General features: G+C 62.2%; 16 protein-coding genes and 1 pseudogene. 13 read left to right on the top strand and 4 right to left on the bottom strand.

Features of this window, described 5'->3' with window-relative positions:
- Window positions 1-11: 11 nt before the first annotated feature.
- From N005_RS03575 to N005_RS03550, 6 genes are all read left to right on the top strand, one after another.
- Window positions 12-1,385: an OprD family porin gene (locus tag N005_RS03575; protein WP_047699473.1), complete on the top strand. Its 1,374-nt coding sequence runs from the start codon at window positions 12-14 to the stop codon at window positions 1,383-1,385.
- 75 nt (window positions 1,386-1,460) lie between these two features.
- Complete coding sequence (locus N005_RS03570; RefSeq protein ID WP_047699471.1) at window positions 1,461-3,056, top strand: ABC transporter substrate-binding protein; 1,596 nt, start codon at window positions 1,461-1,463, stop codon at window positions 3,054-3,056.
- Window positions 3,057-3,131: 75 nt separating this feature from the next.
- Entirely contained in the window at window positions 3,132-4,142 is a 1,011-nt protein-coding gene (locus tag N005_RS03565) for an ABC transporter permease subunit (RefSeq protein ID WP_047699469.1), read from the top strand.
- A gap of 10 nt (window positions 4,143-4,152) precedes the next feature.
- Window positions 4,153-5,064 carry an ABC transporter permease subunit gene (locus N005_RS03560; RefSeq protein WP_041020610.1) on the top strand — a complete coding sequence of 304 codons (912 nt, stop codon included), beginning with the start codon at window positions 4,153-4,155 and terminating at the stop codon, window positions 5,062-5,064.
- A gap of 10 nt (window positions 5,065-5,074) precedes the next feature.
- Window positions 5,075-6,043: an ABC transporter ATP-binding protein gene (locus N005_RS03555; protein ID WP_047699463.1), complete on the top strand. Its 969-nt coding sequence runs from the start codon at window positions 5,075-5,077 to the stop codon at window positions 6,041-6,043.
- Window positions 6,043-7,023: a peptide ABC transporter ATP-binding protein gene (locus N005_RS03550; protein WP_047699461.1), complete on the top strand. Its 981-nt coding sequence runs from the start codon at window positions 6,043-6,045 to the stop codon at window positions 7,021-7,023. The genes N005_RS03555 and N005_RS03550 overlap by 1 nt, the downstream gene beginning before the upstream one ends.
- Window positions 7,024-7,113: 90 nt before the next feature.
- Here the strand turns inward: N005_RS03550 and N005_RS03545 are convergent.
- Window positions 7,114-7,363, bottom strand: a pseudogene (locus N005_RS03545) (hypothetical protein).
- Window positions 7,364-7,960: 597 nt separating this feature from the next.
- Window positions 7,961-9,544, bottom strand: coding sequence for a peptide chain release factor 3 (locus N005_RS03540; RefSeq protein WP_047699459.1), 1,584 nt, complete (start codon window positions 9,542-9,544; stop codon window positions 7,961-7,963).
- 328 nt (window positions 9,545-9,872) lie between these two features.
- Between N005_RS03540 and N005_RS03535 the strand changes: the two genes are divergently transcribed.
- The 5 genes from N005_RS03535 (at window position 9,873) to N005_RS03515 (ending at window position 15,241) form a co-directional block, all read left to right on the top strand.
- Window positions 9,873-10,589, top strand: coding sequence for an ABC transporter permease (locus N005_RS03535; protein WP_047699458.1), 717 nt, complete (start codon window positions 9,873-9,875; stop codon window positions 10,587-10,589).
- 24 nt (window positions 10,590-10,613) lie between these two features.
- Window positions 10,614-11,507 carry a glycine betaine ABC transporter substrate-binding protein gene (locus tag N005_RS03530; RefSeq protein WP_047699456.1) on the top strand — a complete coding sequence of 298 codons (894 nt, stop codon included), beginning with the start codon at window positions 10,614-10,616 and terminating at the stop codon, window positions 11,505-11,507.
- Between the two features lie 10 nt (window positions 11,508-11,517).
- Window positions 11,518-12,210: an ABC transporter permease gene (locus N005_RS03525; protein WP_047699455.1), complete on the top strand. Its 693-nt coding sequence runs from the start codon at window positions 11,518-11,520 to the stop codon at window positions 12,208-12,210.
- Between the two features lie 222 nt (window positions 12,211-12,432).
- On the top strand, window positions 12,433-13,590 hold the full coding sequence (locus tag N005_RS03520; RefSeq protein ID WP_047699453.1) for an osmoprotectant ABC transporter ATP-binding protein OsmV: 1,158 nt from the start codon (window positions 12,433-12,435) through the stop codon (window positions 13,588-13,590).
- Window positions 13,591-14,077: 487 nt separating this feature from the next.
- Complete coding sequence (locus tag N005_RS03515; RefSeq protein ID WP_047699451.1) at window positions 14,078-15,241, top strand: type III PLP-dependent enzyme; 1,164 nt, start codon at window positions 14,078-14,080, stop codon at window positions 15,239-15,241.
- Window positions 15,242-15,318: 77 nt separating this feature from the next.
- Here the strand turns inward: N005_RS03515 and N005_RS03510 are convergent, their stop codons facing one another.
- Entirely contained in the window at window positions 15,319-16,080 is a 762-nt protein-coding gene (locus N005_RS03510; protein ID WP_047699450.1) for a tetratricopeptide repeat protein, read from the bottom strand.
- Window positions 16,081-16,761, bottom strand: a complete 681-nt coding sequence (locus tag N005_RS03505) for a Fe2+-dependent dioxygenase (protein WP_047699448.1) — start codon at window positions 16,759-16,761, stop codon at window positions 16,081-16,083.
- Between the two features lie 206 nt (window positions 16,762-16,967).
- On the opposite strand from N005_RS03505, the gene N005_RS03500 reads away from it, so the two are divergent.
- Together N005_RS03500 and N005_RS03495 are read left to right on the top strand one after the other, a co-directional pair.
- Complete coding sequence (locus tag N005_RS03500) at window positions 16,968-19,286, top strand: TonB-dependent receptor (RefSeq protein ID WP_047699446.1); 2,319 nt, start codon at window positions 16,968-16,970, stop codon at window positions 19,284-19,286.
- 272 nt (window positions 19,287-19,558) lie between these two features.
- Window positions 19,559-22,084: a PepSY domain-containing protein gene (locus tag N005_RS03495; RefSeq protein WP_047699699.1), complete on the top strand. Its 2,526-nt coding sequence runs from the start codon at window positions 19,559-19,561 to the stop codon at window positions 22,082-22,084.
- The last annotated feature ends 33 nt before the right edge of the window (window positions 22,085-22,117 follow it).

The raw sequence follows: 22,117 nt of genomic DNA, 5'->3' as shown, positions 1-22,117 counted from the left end.
GAGCGTTACCCATGAAATTGAGCAGCACCGCGTTACTGGCCCTGGCCATCAGCAGCGTTACCGCTACGGCGTACGCTGAGCAGCAAAGCCAGGCATTCGTGCCGACCGAACTGGCGAGTACCAGTGCCCAATCCGAAGCCAAGGGCTTTATCGACGGCCAAAGCCTGTCGGGCACTACGCGCAACTGGTATGCCAATGAATTGTTGAAACGCGGAAACTTCAGCTATCAGAAGCACGGTGAGACACGCCCCACCGATCGTCGTATCAACTGGGTCCAGGGCACCATCCTCAACTACACCTCGGGCTTCACTCAAGGCACCGTGGGTTTCAGCACCGAAGTCGCGGCCTATAACGCGGTAGTCCTGGATCGCAGTCGCAAGGACATTGCCAACGGTGGTAACCGCACCCTGGCCGAGAACAACGGCGATGCCGTGGACCAGTGGAGCAAGCTGGGCCTGGCCAACGTAAAAGCCCGGATTTCCAACACCACCCTGACCGCGGGTCGCCAGAACTTCAGCACCCCGATCGTCGACGTAATCGGCAACCGTCCGCTGCCTTCGAGTTTCGAAGGTGTAAGCCTGCACAGCGAAGAGTTCAGCAACCTGTCGTTCGATGCCGGCGTGTTTGACCGCGTCTCGCCACGTACCGAACAGAGCCTGTCGAAATTCCGCTCCGAGTACACCAACAACGGCGCAGAAACCGACAAGGTCAGCGTCGTCGGCCTGAACTACCAGCCACTCAAGAGCTTGAAGACCAGCCTGTACGCCTCCAAGGTCGAAGACTTCTGGAACCAGTACTACTTCGGTGCCACCCACGAGCTGGGCGACGCATCGGTGCTGGCATTGACCACCGGCCTGAACTACTACAAGACCGTGGACGAAGGCAAAAAGGAGATGGGGGAAATCGACAACGATACCTACTCGCTGTCGCTGGGCCTGACCCACCAGGCCCATACCCTGACGTTCTCCTACCAGGCGGTGAACGGTAACGAATACTTCGACTACCTGCACGAAACCAACGGCATCTACTTGGCCAACTCCCTGCTGTCGGATTTCAACGGCCCGAACGAAAAATCCTTCCAGATCGCCTATGGCATCAACATGGCCGAATACGGCGTGCCAGGTCTGAAATTCAACGTCTACCGTGCGCGCGGCTGGGGCATCGACGGCACCCACTACACCGGTACCGCCTATGACGTACGCGGCATGGATGACGAGAACCACTATGAAACCGGCGTCGGCGCGTCCTATGCGGTGCAGAGTGGCCCCCTGAAGGCCACGGCCATTCGTGCCACCTACACCGAACACCGTTCCAGCCGTAACCAGGCCGACGGCAGCATCAACGAGTTCCGCTTGGTCACCACCGTTCCGTTCAACATTCTCTAACCTTCCACCGACGGTCGACCCACAAGGTCGACCGTTCGGTTTTTTGCCGTTCAACCGATTGCAGAGGATATGACGATGAACATGATCCCCCTACGCGCAGCCATCGCCGCTGCGTTGCTGAGTGTCGCCGTTGGCGCCACGGCCAAGCCACTCGTGGTTTGCACAGAAGCCAGTCCGGAAGGCTTCGACATGGTCCAGTACACGACTGCAGTCACTGCCGACGCCGTGGCGGAAACCATTTTCAATCGCCTGGCCGATTTCAAGCCCGGCACCACCGAGGTGATTCCGGCCCTGGCCGAATCCTGGGACATCAGTGACGATGGCCTGACGTACACGTTCCATCTGCGCAAAGGCGTCAAGTTCCACACCACCGAATACTTCAAGCCGACCCGCGACATGAACGCCGACGATGTGGTCTGGAGCTTCCAGCGCCAGCTGGACCCGAATCACCCATGGCACAAACTGTCGAGCGTGGGCTTCCCCTACTTTGAAAGCATGGGCTTCAAAGAGCTGCTGAAAAGCGTCGAGAAAGTCGACGAGCACACGGTCAAGTTCACCCTGACCCGCCGCGAAGCGCCGTTCCTGGCCGACATCGCCATGGCCTTCTCCTCGATCTACCCGGCCGAATACGCCGACCAGTTGCTCAAGGCCAACAAGGCCGGCGACCTCAACAGCAAGCCGGTCGGCACCGGGCCGTTCATCTTCCAGCGCTACAACAAGGACGCCCAGGTTCGCTTCAAGGCCAACCCGGACTACTTCCGCGGCAAGCCGCCGGCCGATGCACTGGTGCTGGCCATCGCCACCGACAACAACGTGCGCCTGCAGAAGCTCAAGGCCAACGAGTGCCAGGTCGCGCTGTACCCCAAGCCCGACGACATCCCGAGCATCAAGAAAGACGCCAACCTGAAGGTCGATGAACTGGACGCCATGACCGTGTCCTACGTCGCCATGAACACCCAGCACAAATACATGAGCGATGTGCGGGTGCGCAAAGCCATCGACATCGCCTTCGATAAGGAAGCCTACGTCAACGCACTGTTCGGCAAGGGCAACGCTACCGTGGCGGTCAACCCTTACCCGCCAACGCTGCTGGGCTTCAATCACGAGCTGAAGAATCCACCCCGGGACCTGGACAAGGCGCGCCAACTGCTCAAGGAAGCCGGCGTGCCGGAAGGCACCGTGTTCACCCTGTTCACCCGCAACGGCGGCGGCCCGACCAACCCCAACCCGATGCTCGGCGCGCAGATGATGCAGGCTGACCTGGCGAAAGTCGGGATCAAGGTCGACATCCGCGTCATGGAATGGGGCGAAATGCTCAAGCGCGCGAAAAACGGCGAGCACGACATGGTCTCCGCCGGATGGGCGGGCGACAACGGCGACCCGGATAACTTCCTGACGCCTATGCTCAGTTGCGAGGCGGCCAAGAACGGCGAAAACTACGCCCGCTGGTGCAACGAGAAATTCCAGGCGCTGATCGACCAGGCCCGCGCCACAGTGAACCCCGAGGAGCGCATCAAGCTCTATGAACAGGCCCAGGTGATTTTCAACCAGGACCAACCGTGGATCAGCATGGCCCACACCCGGATGTTCACGGCAATGCGCAAGAACGTAGAGGGCTACTCCATTAGCCCGCTCACCACCAACAACTTCGCCACCACCCAGGTGAAGTAGATAAGAAAGCGTCCGGTATCCCCTGATCGAAGGGGTGCCGGACATGCCTAACCGGCTGATGAGGTACACCTGAAGATGTTTAGTTTTATTGCCCGCCGACTGGGATTGTTGATCCCCACGTTCTTCGGCATCACCTTGCTGACCTTCGCGTTGATTCGCATGATTCCCGGCGACCCCGTGGAAGTGATGATGGGCGAACGTCGGGTCGATCCCGAAATGCATGCTCAGGCAATGGAACGCCTTGGCCTCAATAAACCGCTGTACGCCCAGTACCTGGACTACATCGGCAAACTGGCCCACGGTGATCTCGGCGAATCGTTGCGCACCCGCGAAAGCGTCTGGACCGAGTTCAGCTCACTGTTTCCCGCGACCCTGGAACTGTCCATGGCCGCCCTGTTGTTCGCCGGTATCCTGGGCCTGCTGGCCGGGGTGATCGCGGCACTCAAGCGAGGGTCCCTGTTCGACCATGGGGTGATGGGCGTCTCCCTGGCGGGGTATTCGATGCCGATCTTCTGGTGGGGCCTGATCCTGATCATGTTCTTCTCGGTGTCCCTGGGCTGGACCCCGGTATCGGGACGCATCGACCTGCTCTACGACATCGAGCCGAAAACCGGCTTCATGCTGATCGACACCTTGCTCGCCGATGAGCCGGGCGCGTTCCTCGACGCGCTGCACCACTTGATCCTGCCGGCCATTGTGCTGGGCACCATTCCGCTGGCGGTGATCGCCCGCATGACCCGCTCTTCGATGCTGGAAGTGCTGCGCGAAGACTACATCCGCACCGCCCGGGCCAAGGGCCTGTCGCCAACGCGCGTGGTGTTCGTCCACGGCCTGCGCAACGCGCTGATCCCGGTATTGACCGTGGTCGGCCTGCAGGTCGGCACACTGCTGGCCGGTGCGGTCCTGACCGAAACGATCTTCTCCTGGCCGGGCATCGGCAAGTGGCTGATCGAAGCCATCGGCGCCCGGGACTACCCCGTGGTGCAGAACGGCATCCTGTTAATCGCCTGCCTGGTGATTCTGGTCAACTTCGTCGTGGACATCCTCTACGGCTTTGCCAACCCACGCATCCGTCACCAGCGCTGAGATCAAATCCATGAGTACTCCAACTCCTTCGGTAGCAGTCGATCAAAGCCTGCTGTACCCGTCCCCGTACAAAGAATTCTGGCAGGCGTTTTCCCGTAACAAGGGCGCCGTGGCCGGGCTGATGTTCATGATCCTGGTGGTGTTCTGCGCGATCTTCGCCCCGTGGGTCGCCCCCCACGATCCGAGCGAGCAGTACCGCGACTTCCTGCTGACGCCGCCGGCCTGGCTCGAAGGCGGGCAGATCCAGTTCCTGCTGGGCACCGACGAACTGGGCCGCGACCTGCTGTCCCGGCTGATCCAGGGTTCGCGCCTGTCGCTGCTGATCGGCTTGTCGTCGGTGGTGATGTCGCTGATCCCGGGCATCCTGCTGGGCCTGTTCGCCGGGTTCTTCCCGCGCATCCTCGGCCCGACCATCATGCGCCTGATGGACATCATGCTGGCCCTGCCTTCGCTGCTGCTGGCCGTGGCCATCGTCGCCATCCTCGGCCCAGGCCTGATCAACACCGTGATCGCCATCGCCATCGTGTCGCTGCCGTCCTACGTACGCCTGACCCGCGCCGCCGTCATGGGCGAACTGAACCGCGACTACGTGACCGCCGCCCGTCTGGCCGGTGCCGGCCTGCCGCGCCTGATGTTCATCACCGTGCTGCCCAATTGCATGGCACCGCTGATCGTCCAGGCGACCCTGAGCTTTTCCTCGGCCATCCTCGACGCCGCCGCCCTGGGCTTCCTCGGCCTGGGCGTGCAGCCGCCGACGCCGGAGTGGGGCACCATGCTGGCCTCGGCCCGGGACTACATCGAACGCGCCTGGTGGGTCGTGAGCCTGCCCGGTTTGACCATTTTGCTCAGCGTGCTGGCAATCAACCTGATGGGCGACGGCCTGCGCGATGCGCTGGACCCGAAACTCAAGAATGCCGCCTGAGGAGATTCCCATGTCACTGCTAGAAATCAAGAATCTCAACGTCCGCTTCGGCGACGCCAACGCCGTACCCGTGGTCGATGGCCTAGACCTGAGCGTGGAAAAAGGCGAAGTACTGGCCATCGTTGGCGAATCGGGCTCGGGTAAATCCGTGACCATGATGGCGCTGATGGGCCTGATCGAGCACCCCGGCATCGTCACCGCCGATGCGCTGAACTTCGACGGCAAGAACATGCTCAAGCTGAGCGCCCGTCAGCGCCGGCAGATCGTCGGCAAGGACCTGGCGATGGTGTTCCAGGACCCGATGACCGCGCTCAACCCCAGCTACACCGTGGGCTTCCAGATCGAAGAAGTGCTGCGCCTGCACCTGAAGATGTCCGGCAAGGCCGCCCGCAAGCGCGCCATCGAACTGCTGGAAAAAGTCGAGATCCCGGGCGCCGCGAGCCGCATGGAGGCTTACCCTCATCAACTGTCCGGCGGCATGAGCCAGCGCGTGGCGATTGCCATGGCCATTGCCGGCGAGCCGAAGCTGTTGATCGCCGACGAACCGACCACCGCCCTGGACGTGACCATCCAGGCGCAGATCATGGACCTGCTGCTGGCCCTGCAGAAAGAACAGAACATGGGCCTGGTGTTGATTACCCACGACCTCGCCGTCGTCGCGGAAACCGCCCAGCGCGTCTGCGTGATGTACGCCGGTCAAGCCGTGGAAGTGGGCAAGGTGCCGCAGTTGTTCGACATTCCGGCCCACCCGTACAGCGAAGCGTTGCTGGCGGCGATTCCGGAACACAGCATGGGCGCCGAGCGCCTGGCGACGCTGCCGGGCATCGTTCCTGGCCGCTACGACCGTCCGCAAGGCTGCCTGTTGTCGCCACGCTGCCCCTACGTGCAGGACAACTGCCGTCAACAACGCCCAGCCCTTGACCCGAAAACCAACAGCCTCGCCCGCTGCTTCTACCCGCTGAACCAGGAGGTGGCGTGATGGCCGTCGTACTTACCGCCCGTGACCTGACCCGTCATTACGAAGTGTCCCGTGGCATGTTCAAGGGCCACGCCACCGTGCGCGCCCTCAACGGCGTGTCGTTCGAGCTCGAGGCCGGCAAGACCCTGGCCGTGGTGGGCGAATCCGGTTGCGGCAAATCCACCCTCGCCCGGGCCCTGACCCTGATCGAAGAACCGTCCTCCGGCTCGTTGAAAATCGCCGGGCAGGAAGTCGCCGGCGCCAACAAGGCCGAGCGCAAGCAGTTGCGCAAAGACGTGCAGATGGTGTTCCAGAGCCCTTACGCGTCCCTCAACCCGCGGCAGAAGATCGGCGATCAATTGGCCGAACCGCTGCTGATCAACACCAGCCTGTCGGCCACCGAGCGGCGGGAAAAAGTCCAGGCGATGATGAAGCAGGTGGGCCTGCGTCCCGAGCATTATCAGCGCTACCCGCACATGTTCTCCGGCGGCCAGCGCCAGCGCATCGCCCTGGCCCGCGCCATGATGCTGCAACCCAAGGTGCTGGTGGCGGACGAACCGACCTCGGCGCTGGACGTGTCGATCCAGGCCCAGGTGCTGAACCTGTTCATGGATTTGCAGCAGGAATTCAACACCGCCTACGTGTTCATCTCCCACAACCTGGCGGTGGTGCAGCACGTAGCGGACGACGTGATGGTGATGTACCTCGGTCGTCCGGTGGAAATGGGCCCTAACGAGTCCATCTACAGCCGCCCACTGCACCCGTACACTCAGGCGCTGCTGTCGGCCACCCCGACCATCCACCCGGACCCGAACAAGCCGAAGATCAAGATCGTCGGGGAATTACCCAACCCGCTTAACCCACCGTCCGGCTGCGCCTTCCACAAGCGTTGTCCGTATGCCACCGAGCGTTGCAAGACCGATGAACCGGCCTTGCGTCCTCTGGATAATCGGTTGGTAGCGTGTCACTACGCCGAGCAGTTCCTCGACGGCGCGGCGTAAGGCTGAAAAGCTGCAAAGCACTCAAGGCAGAAAAACAGTTGTGGCGAGGGAGCTTGCTCCCTCGCCACAGTTTTCTACTGACCCGGGAAATTACGTCTGGCTGTCGCCTTCGTCGTCCTCATCCCCATCGTCGGTGTCGGGCTGGTCTATCGTCGAGTCGTCATCGTCCTGATCCCCCGGTTGGGGTTCGGTCGCAGCAAACATCATTGCCCCCTGCCCCCCCTTGCCCGCTCGAAGCATGCTGTCCGTGATCGACGCACTCGGCCCAGACAGCACTGGACCCCAGAGACAACATCACCAACACCTTCAGCAGCAACATCACGCGTAGAAACCTATTCATAGCCGATTCCTCTTTCCTGAATAAAGCCGGGACCCCACGGCGTTCAGGAAATCCAATCCCGAACAGGCTGGCTCGTAAGACTAGGACGCAGAACCGAGGACAGAATGCCACTTGGGGACAGACCACTTTCGAATAGCGTCTATTCCCAACGGCTATGACCTGTGGGAGCGAGCCTGCTCGCGATAGCGATCTGTCAGCCAACATCAATGCCGAATGGGCCACCGCTATCGCGAGCACGCTCGCTCCCACAGTCTCTGGCGTCGTACACAAATATCCTCTATCCAGCAGTTCCACTGTGGGAGCGAGCCTGCTCGCGATAGCGACCTGTCAGCCAACATCAATGCCGAATGGGGCGCCGCCATCGCGAGCAAGCTCGCTCCCACAGTCTCTGGCGTCGTACATAAATATCCTCTATCCAGCAGTTCCACTGTGGGAGCGAGCCTGCTCGCGATGGCGATCTATCAGTCAACATCAATGCCGAATGGGCCACCGCCATCGCGAGCACACTCGGCTCCCACAGGGGCAGCGCCGTAACGAGCAGGCAGAAAAAAGCCCCGCAGCTTTCGCAACGGGGCTTTGGGTCTTGCCGCTCAGCGCTTAGTGATGCTCGCGGGTCGCGCGGAATTTCACGTCCGGCCAGCGCTCTTCCATCAGCGCCAGGTTGACCCGGGTCGGAGCCAGATAGGTCAGGTGACCGCCACCGTCCAGGGCGAGGTTTTCCACGGCTTTATTGGAAAACTCTTCAAGCTTCTTCTTATCGCCGCATTCGATCCAGCGGGCCGAGTACACGGTGATCGGCTCATAGGAGCACTCGACCTTGTATTCCTCCTTCAAGCGGCTGGCGACCACATCGAACTGCAGCACGCCGACCGCACCGAGAATGATGTCGTTGCTGCGCTCGGGGAAGAACACCTGGGTAGCGCCCTCTTCGGCCAGTTGTTGCAGGCCCTGGCGCAGTTGCTTGGACTTGAGCGGATCCTTCAGGCGTACGCGGCGGAACAATTCCGGGGCGAAGTGCGGGATGCCGGTGAAGCCCAGGGTTTCGCCTTCGGTGAAGGTGTCGCCGATCTGGATCGTGCCATGGTTGTGCAAGCCGATGATGTCACCGGCGAAGGCCTCTTCCAGTTGTTCGCGTTCCGACGAGAAGAAGGTCAGGGCGTCGCCGATGCGCACGTCCTTGCCGGTGCGCACATGGCGCATCTTCATGCCTTTTTCGTACTTGCCGGAGCAGATGCGCATGAACGCGATACGGTCGCGGTGCTTGGGGTCCATGTTCGCCTGGATCTTGAAGATGAAGCCCGAGAACTTCTCTTCCACCGGCTCCACGGTACGCTCGTTGGCGACCCGCGGCAGCGGACGCGGGGCCCAGTCGACCACGGCGTCGAGCACGTGGTCCACACCGAAATTGCCCAGCGCGGTACCGAAGAACACCGGAGTCATCTGACCATCGATGAACGCCTGCTGGTCGAACTCATGGCAGGCACCCTGCACCAGTTCCAGTTGTTCGACGAAACGCTCGTATTCGTCGCCCAGGTGCGCGCGCGCTTCGTCGGAGTCCAGTCGTTCGATGATCTTGGTTTCGGTGCGCTCGTGGCCATGACCGGCGGTGTAGACGATGATGTAGTCACCGGCCAGGTGGTACACGCCCTTGAAGTCACGGTAGCAGCCAATCGGCCAGGTGATCGGCGCAGCCTTGATCTTCAGCACTGCCTCGATCTCGTCGAGCAGTTCGATCGGGTCGCGGATGTCGCGGTCGAGTTTGTTGATGAAGCTGACAATCGGCGTGTCCCGCAGGCGGCAGACTTCCATCAGCGCAATGGTCCGCGGCTCGACGCCTTTACCGCCGTCGAGCACCATCAACGCCGAGTCCACCGCGGTCAGGGTGCGGTAGGTGTCTTCGGAGAAGTCTTCGTGGCCTGGGGTGTCGAGCAGGTTGATCATGTGTTCGCGATACGGGAACTGCATGACCGACGTGGTAATGGAAATACCCCGCTGCTTCTCCATCTCCATCCAGTCGGAGGTGGCATGGCGGTCGGACTTGCGCGACTTCACCGTGCCGGCAATCGCAATCGCCTTGCCCATCAGCAGGAGCTTCTCGGTGATGGTGGTCTTACCGGCATCGGGGTGGGAAATAATGGCGAAAGTGCGGCGTTTCGCGACTTCGGCGGCCTGTTTGGTCATGGGAAATCGCCTGGCAGGTGATTCAAAAAAGGGCGGCGATTATAGCTCAACTTGTGCCAGGAACCGAACCGTTGAGCACATCGAAGGTGGCCGGAGGCTTGCCGACGGGGAACCTTTTGCGCCGTGGAGACGTCCACCCCCCTGCTGCATTTATTCGTCAGGGGCTGAAAAATCAGCAAGTTAGCCTGACGAGGCTGCGCTCATGGCTCGATCACCTGCCGTTTTACCGGCATCGAAAAGAGCTGCTTTTCGCGAACGTTTTCCCGGCAACCCCACGGTCTGCCGCCTGGGGAAGCGTGCGCCGACTGAAAGACAAAGGAGTCCGCCTGTGGCTATCCGCTATGGCAAAGGGCTGACAGGAGGCGTGGTCGTCGTCGCGCTCCTGGCCCTGTTGGTCCACTGGATCGGCATCGATACGATCCGACATTATCGCGACGACCTGTTGTTCTATCTGCAAGCCCACCTGATGCTGGTACTGGTTTCCATGCTGGCAGCCCTGCTCGTCGGCATCCCCGCCGGTATCGCCTTGAGCCGACCCGGCATGGTCGGGCGCGCCGAGCGCTTCATGCAAGTCTTCAATATCGGCAACACCGTGCCGCCCCTGGCCGTACTGGCCATCGCCCTCGGCGTGCTGGGGATCGGCAGCGGGCCGGCCATCTTCGCCCTGTTCCTCGCCTCGCTGCTGCCCATCGTGCGCAACACCTACGAAGGCCTGAAAAACGTCCAGGGTTCGCTCAAGGAAGCCGCCACCGGCATCGGCATGACCCCGCGCCAGGTGCTGTGGAAAGTCGAACTGCCTAACGCCGTGCCGATCATTGTCGGTGGCGTGCGGGTCGCCCTGGCGATCAACGTCGGCACCGCGCCGCTGGCCTTCCTGATCGGTGCCAACAGCCTTGGCAGCCTGATCTTCCCGGGCATCGCCTTGAACAATCAGCCGCAGCTGCTGCTCGGCGCCGCTTGCACCGCCCTGCTGGCGTTGTTGCTCGACGGCCTGGTGACACTGGCCAGCCGACTCTGGCTGGAACGCGGTCTGCGACCGTCATAAAGCCGGCTGGATAAAGGAATCATCATGAAAAAGTTGAGCTTGATACTGGGCTGCGTGCTGCTGTTCGCCGGGTTCGCCCAAGCGGCGGAAAAACCGCTGATCCGCCTCGGCGCCCGGGTCTTCACCGAGCAGACGCTGCTGGCGGAGATCACCGCGCAATACCTGCGCAGCAAAGGCTACGACGCGCAGATCACTGGCGGCCTGGGCAGCAACCTGGCCCGCAGCGCCCATGAAACCGGGCAACTGGACCTGCTCTGGGAATACACCGGCGTGTCCCTGGTGGCCTACAACCATGTCACGGAGAAACTCGACAGCGCCCAGTCCTACGCCCGGGTGAAAGCACTCGATGCGAAAAAGGGCCTGGCCTGGCTGGCGCCGTCGAAATTCAGCAACACCTACGCCCTGGCGCTGCCGGAGAAAGTCGCCCGCCAGTACCCGCAGATCCGCAACATCAGCCAATTGAACAGCGTTCTGCAGGCCGAAGCGGACGAGAACCATCTGGTGGCCCTGGACACCGAATTCGCCAACCGCTCTGATGGACTGGCGGGCCTGGTCGAGCAGTACGGCATGAACCTGACCCGCAAAAATATCCGGCAGATGGACGCAGGACTGGTCTACACCGCCCTGCGCAACGGCCAGGTATTCGCCGGGCTGGTGTACACCACCGACGGCCGGTTGAACGCCTTCAAGTTGAAATTGCTCGAGGACGACAAGCACTACTTCCCCGACTACACCGCCGCGCCGGTGGTGCGCCAGGCGTTCCTCGACGCCCATCCGCAACTGGCCGCGCAACTCAAGCCGCTGGCCGAGCTGTTCGACGACGAAACCATGCGCCAACTCAATGCCCGCGTGGACGTCGACCATGAAAGCCCTTCCGTGGTGGCCGCCGACTTCCTGCGCCAGCACCCCATCGACTGAGGAAAAAGCCATGGAACTGTTGAACGCCTTTTCCCATCTCGACTGGCAGCAGGTGATGCACCTGACCTGGCAGCACATCACCCTGGTAGGCATCGCCGTCACCCTGGCGATTCTCATCGGCGTGCCCTTGGGCATTTTCATGACCCGCTTCCCGGCACTCGCCGGGCCGTTGCAGGCCAGCGCGACAGTGCTGCTGACGATCCCGTCGATTGCCCTGTTCGGCCTGTTATTGCCGTTCTACTCGAAGGTCGGCCAGGGCCTGGGGCCGATGCCGGCGATTACCGCCGTGTTCCTGTACTCGCTGCTGCCGATCATGCGCAACACCTACCTGGCCCTCACCGGCGTTGAACCGGGCATCCGTGAAGCCGCCCGCGGCATCGGCATGACCTTCGGCCAGCGCCTGCGCATGGTCGAACTGCCCATCGCCGTACCCGTGATCCTCGCCGGCGTGCGCACCGCCGTGGTCATGAACATCGGCGTCATGACCATCGCCGCCACCATCGGCGCCGGTGGCCTGGGCGTACTGATCCTCGCTTCCATCAGCCGCAGCGACATGTCGATGCTGATCGTCGGCGCCGTGCTGGTCAGCCTCCTGGCCATCTTCGCCGACCTACTTTTGCAATGGCTGCAACGCTCGCTGACTAGTAGGGGGTGTTCGCCGCAAATGACGGGCGCGCCGACGCCCCACAAAGCGCAAGACTAGGCGCGAGGAGAGAAGTTTGGTTTATCCAAATGAACGACGAGCAACGACGGATTGCGCTTTGTGGGGCTCGGCCCTACGGGTTGGAGCTGAGATCGCGCCGGGCTGCGTTGTGGGACTTGGAAAGGGAACACCATTCCCTGCGTCCCACGCCTTGCCCGGCGCGATCTCAGCTCCAACGCGCCCGTCATTTGCGGCGAACACCCCCTACACAGGACTCCTCAAATGATCGAACTTCAAAACCTCAGCAAAATCTTCCAGAGCAACGGCAAGGATGTGAAAGCCGTGGACTCGGTGAACCTGACCGTCAACGAAGGCGAGATCTGCGTATTCCTCGGGCCGTCGGGCTGTGGCAAGAGCACCACGTTGAAGATGATCAATCGGCTGATCAAGCCCACCTCGGGCAAGATCCTGATCAATGGCGAAGACACCACCGGCCTCGACGAAGTGACCCTGCGCCGCAACATCGGCTACGTGATCCAGCAGATCGGCCTGTTCCCGAACATGACCATCGAGGAGAACATCGTGGTGGTGCCGAAGCTGCTCGGCTGGGACAAGCAGAAATGCCACGACCGCGCCCGCGAGCTGATGAGCATGATCAAGCTCGAACCCAAGCAGTACCTGCATCGCTATCCCCGTGAACTGTCGGGCGGCCAGCAGCAACGGATCGGCGTGATCCGTGCCCTGGCGGCCGATGCGCCGCTGCTGTTGATGGACGAGCCCTTCGGCGCGGTGGACCCGATCAACCGCGAGATGATCCAGAACGAGTTCTTCGACATGCAACGGGCGCTGAACAAGACCGTGATCATGGTCAGCCACGACATCGACGAGGCCATCAAGCTGGGGGACAGGATTGCGATCTTCCGTGCCGGCAAGCTGGTCCAGTGCGACCATCCGGACACGCTGCTGGCGCACCCGGCCGACGAGTTCGTCAGCAATTTCGTCGGCCAGGACAGCACGCTCAAGCGTCTGCTGCTGGTCAAGGCCGAGGACGCGGCCGACAACGCGCCCTCGGTCAGCCCGGAAACCCCGGTGGCCGAGGCGCTGGAATTGATGGACGAGCATGACCGTCGCTACGTGGTAGTCACCTGCGCCGAGAACAAGGCCCTGGGCTATGTGCGCCGGCGCGACCTGCACCGCCAGACCGGCACCTGCGGGCAATTCCTGCGGGAGTTCAATGCCACGGCGGCCTATGACGAGCACTTGCGGATCCTGCTGTCGCGCATGTACGAGTTCAACCGCTCGTGGCTGCCGGTGATGGATGCCGAACGGGTGTTCCTCGGCGAGGTGACCCAGGAGTCCATCGCCGAGTACCTGAGTTCCGGACGCTCTCGTGGCGGCAAGACCAGCATTGTCTCGCCGGCCGAAACCGCGCAGGCCTGATCAGGAGAGTTCACCTTTGTGGCGAGGGAGCTTGCTCCCGCTGGGTCGCGAAGCGGCCCCCAAAAAACCGATGAGCGCTCCGCACTCAAGCGGGAGCAAGCTCCCTCGCCACAGCAGCGCCCACCACACCAGGCAGGCTCTTTAGCCGACTCAGGGGAACATCAATCCGTCACACAGGTCGGTTACATCAAGAGCTGTCGCGGGCCGCACGACGGATGTGTGCAAAAACGCGACATTTTTAGTTGATCTCAGGCCCCTCACGCCCTAAAGTTCGCGCCGAACGTCCATGCTGGAAACGATCCATCCGGCTCAAGTACTGACGACGAGACAGCAAGGCCAAGGGCACCACGCAGCCCATGGCCTTTTTGCTTTCGGCGACATGCCTTGGGAAGTAGGCGAACCAAAGTGGGGATACGGAGGACGTTCACGGGGGCAGCTTGCCCTCAAACCCATTGATTCTGATGTTTGCCAGTAGGAGTCCCAACGTATGTCGATCCAGGTCGAAGATTATTTCGCGCGCGAAACCTTTCAGAAAATGAAGGCATTCGCCGACAAGCAGGAAACCCCGTTCGTGGTGATCGACACCGCGATGATCGCCCAGGCCTACGATGACCTGCGCGCAGGTTTCGAATTCGCCAAGGTCTACTACGCCGTCAAGGCCAACCCGGCGGTGGAAATCATCGACCTGCTCAAGCAGAAAGGCTCGAACTTCGACATCGCCTCGATCTATGAGCTGGACAAGGTCCTGAGCCGGGGCGTCACCCCCGACCAGATCAGCTACGGCAACACCATCAAGAAGTCCCGGGACATCCGCTACTTCTACGACAAGGGCGTGCGCCTGTACGCCACCGACTCCGAAGCCGACCTGCGCAACATCGCCAAGGCCGCGCCGGGTTCGAAAGTCTATGTACGCATCCTGACCGAAGGCTCGACCACCGCCGACTGGCCGCTGTCGCGCAAATTCGGCTGCCAGACCGACATGGCCATGGACCTGCTGATCCTGGCCCGCGACCTGGGCCTGGTGCCGTACGGCATCTCGTTCCACGTCGGCTCGCAACAGCGCGACATCAGCGTCTGGGACGCCGCCATCGCCAAGGTCAAGGTGATCTTCGAGCGTCTCAAGGAAGAAGACGGCATCGAGCTGAAACTGATCAACATGGGCGGTGGCTTCCCGGCCAACTACATCACCCGCACCAACAGCCTGGAAACCTACGCCGAGGAAATCATCCGCTTCCTCAAGGAAGACTTCGGCGACGACCTGCCGGAGATCATCCTCGAGCCGGGCCGTTCGCTGATTGCCAACGCCGGTATCCTCGTCAGCGAAGTGGTGCTGGTCGCCCGTAAATCCCGTACCGCCGTCGAGCGTTGGGTCTACACCGACGTGGGCAAGTTCTCCGGCCTGATCGAAACCATGGACGAAGCCATCAAGTTCCCGATCTGGACCGAGAAGAAAGGCGAGATGGAAGAAGTGGTCATCGCCGGCCCGACCTGCGACAGCGCCGACATCATGTACGAGAACTACAAGTACGGCCTGCCACTGAACCTGGCCATCGGCGACCGCCTGTACTGGCTCTCGACCGGTGCCTACACCACCAGCTACAGCGCCGTGGAATTCAATGGCTTCCCGCCCTTGAAGTCGTTCTACGTGTAACGCAACCTGTCGATAAAAAGGTCCATGACGTCATGGACCTTTTTTTTGCGCTGCCAGGTCTCGAATCATCCCGTTCGCTACGGCAACGGGGTCAACTGGAGAAAACGCTGGTGGTAAGCATGCGCCATGGCGCGAATCTCAGGGTGAGAGGCACCCAATAACGATTCACTGCTCACACGCAGGAAATTCACGTTCCCGGTAGCCAGCGCCTTGCGCAACCAGCCCAGGGCCTCGTCAATGAGCCCCTTCCCCGCCAACACCGCCGCATGACTGAACTGCCCCCGAAAATCGCCAGCTTCGGCCGAGCGTCGATACCACTCAACCGCCGCTAACGGATCCGCCCGGCAGCAACGTCCGTCTTCCAGATATCGCCCCAGCAGATTCATCGACTTTGCGTGACCCGCCTCGGCGGCGCGACGGTAGAGACTCAAGGCCTGCGCCTGGTCTTGGGCCACACCGCGCCCGGTCGCCAGCAGATTGGCGTAGTTGTACATCCCCCAGTCCAACCCCGCCTCGGCGGCCAGGCGGTAATGCCCGGCGGCGACGCTGGCATCGGCGACACAACCCCAACCGTGTTCATGGCAACGCCCCAGCATGTTGCGCGCCATTGGCTGCCCTCGCCGCGCGGCAATGTCGAACCAACGTACCGCCAGCACCGGATCCCGGGCGATGCCCTGGCCGTCGAGCAGGATCTGCCCCAGCAACGCCTGGGCATCGAGCACGCCTTCGCCCGCCGCGAGCAGGATCGCCTGGGCCGCCCGCGCCGGGCTTTCATCCAGCATGGCCCGAAGATGCTCGCCGTCGAGCACCTCCTTGCGGCGCAGACGAAAATCCGCCATCTACACCTCTACCCAGCGGCGCAACAGGTTGTGGTAGGTGCCGGTCAGGCGAATCAACGAAGGGTGATCCGGCACGTCGCGAGTCAACGCCTGGATCGCCCCATCCATCTCGAACAGCAACGCGCGCTGGCTGTCCTCGCGCACCAGGCTCTGGATCCAGAAGAACGACGCATAGCGGGCACCACGGGTTACCGGGTTGACCTTGTGCAGGCTGGTGCCCGGATACAACACCATGTCTCCGGCCGGCAGCTTGACCCGTTGGGTGCCGTAGGTGTCCTGGATCTCCAGCTCGCCGCCGTCGTAGTCCTGGGGATCGCTGAAGAACAGGGTGGCCGACAGATCGGTGCGCACCCGTTCGGCGCTGCTCTTGGGTTGGCGCACGGCGTTGTCGATGTGGAAGTCGAAGTTGCCGCCGGCGGTGTAGCAGTTCAATAGCGGCGGGAAGACCTTGTGCGGTATCGCGGCGGACATGAACAACGGGTTGCTCCACAACCGCTCGAGCATCGCCGCGCCGATTTCCTTGGCCAGGGGATGGCCCTCGGGCAATTGCAGGTTGTGCTTGGCCTTGGCCGACTGATAACCGGCGGTGATCTTTCCGTCCGCCCATTCGGCCTGTTCCAGTGCCTCGCGGATGCGCTGCACTTCGTCAGGAGAAAACACACCGGGGATGTGCAGCAACATGGATCAGGCCTGTGGATAAAATGGGCGTCAATGGTAGTGATTCTTATTGTCTGTGCACAACCCCCACTGCACATCATGTGATCAACGCCGTAAAGGCAAAGTGTAAAGAACGTAAATTCCTCTCAAATAGCAATATTTCGCAATTGATACAAATACACGTTTACCCTATATTCCGCGGCCTCGAAACCTTGGGGAAGGCAACCTTCATGTCGCGTCAATCACCACAATTACCGGTCCAATCACCCCGTCTGCTGGCATCCGCCATCGGCGTCGCGCTGAGTGCGACGTCCGCAGCCCAGTTGGCCCAGGCGGCGGAGAATACCGATGAGAAATCCCCGCGCGAGGCCATTGCCCTGGATGCCACCAGCATCACCGGCGAAGCTCAGGACACGACCTCCTATCAGGTCGAAAAAGCCTCTTCCCCGAAATATACCGCGCCGCTGGTCGACACCCCGCGCTCGGTGACCGTCATCCCCCAGCAAGTGCTCAAGGACACCGGCGCGCTCAATATGCAGGATGCCCTGCGCACCGTGCCGGGCATTACATTCGGCGCTGGTGAAGGCGGCAATCCCCAGGGTGACCGTCCATTCATCCGCGGTTTCGATGCCCAGGGCGACACTTATCTGGATGGCATGCGCGACACCGGCTCGCAAAGCCGCGAGATCTTCGCCATTGAATCCATCGAAGTCAGCAAAGGCCCGAACTCGGCCATCGGTGGTCGTGGCGCGGCAGGTGGCACCATCAACCTGGTGAGCAAGAAGGCCCACCTCGGCGACAGCCTCGATGGAGGCTTCACCTGGGGCTCGGACCAGACCCAGCGCTACACCCTGGATGGCAACTATCAGTTCAGCGACAGCGCCGCCGGCCGTCTCAACCTGATGAGCCACGAAAACAACGTCGCCGGCCGCGACAAGGTCAATAACGACCGCTGGGGCATCGCGCCCTCGCTGGCGTTCGGCCTCGGCACGGACACCCGGGTCAACCTCGACTACTACCATCTGGAAAGCAATGACCTGCCGGACTCGGGCATCCCTTACAGCATGCCAGCGTCAGGAAGAACGGCAGACCGCACCAAGTCCAACCCGGACAAGCCCAACGACGGCGGCGACAGCAGCAACTTCTATGGCCTCACCGACCGCGACTTCCGCAAGACCCGCGTCGACACCGCGACCTTCGCCATCGAACACGACCTGAACGATGCCCTGACGGTCAAGAACACCCTGCGCCACGGCTCGAGCATGCAGGACTACATCCTGACCCAGCCCGACGACAGCAAGGGCAACGTCAACAATGGGACAGTCTGGCGTCGGGCCAACACCCGGGTCAGCAACGTCGACACCACCACCAACCAGACCGATCTGTTTGGCGATTTCTATGTGGCCGGGTTCAAGAACAGCTTCTCCACCGGCATCGAGCTGAGCCGCGAGAAAGGTGAAAAGTCCTCCTACACCGTCAACACCGACACCGTACCGGGCACCGCCGCTGCGAACACCAACTGCACCCCGGCAATGATCGGTTCGTCGAGTGGCTTCAACTGCACCTCGTTGTCCAACCCGAACCCGGACGATCCGTGGAACGGCACCATCGCGCGCAACTACGCCGGCACCGACACCACCAGCGTCACCCGTGCGCTCTATGCGTTCGACACCCTGGAGCTGACGCCGCAATGGCTGGTGAACATGGGCCTGCGCTACGACCACTTCGACACAAAGTACAAGACCTACAACGCCGCCGGCACCACTACGTCCAAAGGCGACGATGTCAGTGAGTTCGTCACCGGTCAGTTGGGCCTGGTCTGGAAACCGGCAGACAACGGCAGCATCTACGCGTCCTACGCCACCTCGGCCACACCGCCGGGCAACATGGTCGGCGAAGGCCAGGAGGGCAATCCGCTGGGCGGCACGCCGGACCGTAGCGGCAACCTGCTGGCAAGCGACATGGAGCCGGAAACCACCAAGAACTACGAGATCGGCACCAAGTGGGATCTGCTGGGCAGTCGCCTCTCGCTGACCGCGGCGATCTTCCGCACCGAGAAGGAGAACGCCCGGGTCCAGGTCGATACCACGACTTATGAGAATGCCGGCAAGACCCGCGTCGACGGTCTCGAACTGTCGGCCAGCGGCAAGATCACCGACAAGTGGCAAGTGTTCGCCGGCTACAGCTACTTGGACAGCGAACAGGTCGACGGCGGCCCGTTGAGCGTCACCAACGGCAATGAGCTGCCGAACACACCGAAGAACAGCGCCAGTGTCTGGACCACCTACGCACTCACTTCGAAGCTGAGCATCGGCGGCGGCGCTTTCTATGTCGACGATGTGTTCGGCAGCGTGGCCAACACCACCATGGTCGACTCTTACGTACGCTATGACGCCATGGCCGCCTACAAGGTCAGCAAGCACCTGGACCTGCAACTCAACGTGCAGAACCTGACGAACGAAACCTACTACGACAAAGCGTTCTCGACCCATTTCGCCAACCAGGCGGCGGGGCGCACGGCGCTGTTGAGCACCAACTTCCATTTCTGATCGGAAATGGCTGGGGCCGTGATGGCCAGTGGACACCCTCGCTCGGACGAGCGCTAAGCGGTGGATCAGTCGACCACACAATCGCCTGACATGCCGCCATCGCGAGCAGGCTCGCTCCCACAGGGTTGGCTTTCGACATCGCTGGCCACACACATAAAAGCCCCGCCCATCTTCATGAGCGGGGCTTTTATGTGTGTTTATGAATGCTTCTCGATAACACACGGCATAATGCACGCCGTGATGAATAGTAATGAATGAACAAGGCGGGCGACGTGTTGAAGAAAACCCTGTTCCAGTTGCACTGGTTTTTCGGCATCAGTGCCGGGCTGGTCCTGGCATTTATGGGCATTACCGGTGCGGCGGTGTCGTTCCAGGACGAGATCCTGCGGGCACTCAACCCGCAGGTGCTGACGGTGGAGAAACAACCCGCCGGTGTCCTGCCGCCCGCCGAACTGGTGGAACAGATCGAGGCTGCCGCCGGTAAAACCGTCGCCATGCTCTGGGTCGAGACTGACAGCGACAATGCCGCTCGGGCGATCTTCGCCGCGCCCCCCGGGGAAAAGCGCGGTGCCATGCGTTATTTCAACCCGTACAACGCTCAATTCATGGGCGATGTGGTGGGCCAGGACTTCTTCGGCCTGCTGCTCAAGCTGCACCGCATCCTGGCCCTGGATGACGTAGGCCGGCAGATCACCGGAGCCTGCACGTTGATCCTGGTGTTTTTCTGCCTGTCCGGGCTGTACCTGCGTTGGCCGCGCCAATGGCGCAGCTGGCGTGCCTGGCTGGCCCTCGACTGGAAGAAGAAAGGCCGCAGTTTCAACTGGGACTTGCATTCGGTGGCCGGTACCTGGTGCCTGGCGTTCTACCTGTTGGCGGCCCTGACCGGGCTGACCTGGTCCTACGACTGGTACAACAAGGGCGTGACCCGCCTGCTCTCCGACTCACCGAATCAAGAACGGGTGCGCAACCGCGGCCCCGCGCCTGAAGGCCCACCGCCGGTGGCCGATTACCGGGCCATGTGGAGCAGCATCTACAGCGCCGCCGGCCCGGACCTGGCCTCCTACAATGTGCGCATGCCGCCGGTGGCCGGACAACCGGCGACGGTGTTCTACCTGCTGAAAAACTCGCCCCATGACCGGGCGCTGAACCAGATCATCCTCGACCCGGCCACCGGCGTCGTCAGCCAACACAGCCGCTACAGCGACAAGAGCCTCAAGGCGCAACTGCTGACCAGCGTCTATGCCCTGCATGTCGGCAGCTATTTCGGCCTGATCGGCCGGATCCTGGTGACGGTGGCGGCGCTGACCATGCCGCTGTTCTTCATCACCGGCTGGTTGCTGTATCTGGACCGTCGTCGCAAGAAACGTCAAGTCCGCCAGGCGCGGCAAGGGCTGGCGGCCAGCCACGGCGACGCGCCCGCATGGCTGATCGGCTTCGCCAGCCAAAGCGGCTTTGCCGAACAGTTGGCGTGGCAGACCGCCGGCCAGCTCCAGGCCGCCGGGCTGCCGGTGAACGTTCAGCCACTGGCCGGGGTCAGCGAGCAGGACCTGAGCAATTCCACCCACGCCTTGTTTGTGGTCAGTACCTTTGGCGACGGCGAAGGACCGGACAGCGCCCGGGGTTTCGAGCGCAAGATACTAAGTCGCCCCCTGGGCCTGGAGCGCCTGCAGTATGCGGTGCTGGGCCTGGGTGACCGACAGTACGAGAACTTCTGCGGTTTCGCCCGGCGCCTGCACACCTGGCTGGCGGAGCACGGCGGCAAGACCCTGTTCGCCCCAGTGGAAGTCGACAGCGGCGACCCTTACGCCCTGCGTCATTGGCAACAGCAACTGGCCGAACTGACCGGGCAAACGCCGGCGGACACCTGGAAAGCCCCCGATTTCGAACAGTGGACGCTCAGCCAGCGCACCTTGCTCAACCCCGACAGCAGCGGTTCGGGTGTGTACCTGCTGGGCCTCGGCGCCCCTGGGCCAAGCAGTTGGCTCGCCGGCGACCTGGTGGAAATACTGCCGCGCAACGACCTGCTGGCCATCGAGCATTTTCTCGATGGCCTGGGTATCGCCGGCAACGCTCGCGTCCAGGTCGACGGATTGCCGCAGCATCTGGAGCAGGCCTTGGCGACCCGCCAGTTGCCGGCAAACCGCGCCCATCTGGTAGGCCTGCATGCCCAGGCGCTGCTGGACGCGCTGGCCCCGCTGGCGCCGCGTGAATATTCCATCGCCTCGATCCCGGCTGATGGCGTGCTGGAACTGATCGTGCGCCAGGAACGCCACGCCGACGGCAGCCTGGGCATCGGCTCCGGCTGGCTCACCGAATATGCCCCGCTGGGCAGCGGCATCAGCCTGCGGGTGCGGCGCAACAGCGGCTTCCACCTGCCGCCCCAGGACGTGCCGATGATCCTGCTCGGCAACGGCACCGGCCTGGCAGGCCTGCGCAGCTTGCTCAAGGCCCGCGTCGCCGAAGGCCCGCAACGCAACTGGCTGCTGTTTGGCGAGCGCCAGCGCGAGCATGATTTCCATTGCCGCGATGAGCTGCAGGAATGGGTCACCTCCGGCGACCTGGAACGCCTGGACCTGGCGTTCTCCCGGGACCAGCAACAGAAAATCTACGTCCAGGACCGCCTGCGCGAGTCCGCCGCGCTGCTCAAGCAATGGCTGGCCGACGGCGCGGTGATCTATGTCTGCGGCAGCTTGCAGGGCATGGCGTCGGGAGTGGATCGGGTGCTCAACGACGTGCTGGGGGCCGAGGAAGTGGAGCGGTTGATCGAGCACGGGCGGTATCGGCGGGACGTTTACTGACCGAACCCCTTGCCCTTCTGTGGGAGCGAGCCT

Source organism: Pseudomonas mediterranea CFBP 5447, assembly GCF_000774145.1.
GTDB classification, from domain to species: Bacteria; Pseudomonadota; Gammaproteobacteria; order Pseudomonadales; family Pseudomonadaceae; genus Aquipseudomonas; species Aquipseudomonas mediterranea.
The sequence above is the reverse complement of the archived record's forward strand: the minus strand, read 5'-3'. Positions and strand labels throughout refer to the sequence as shown.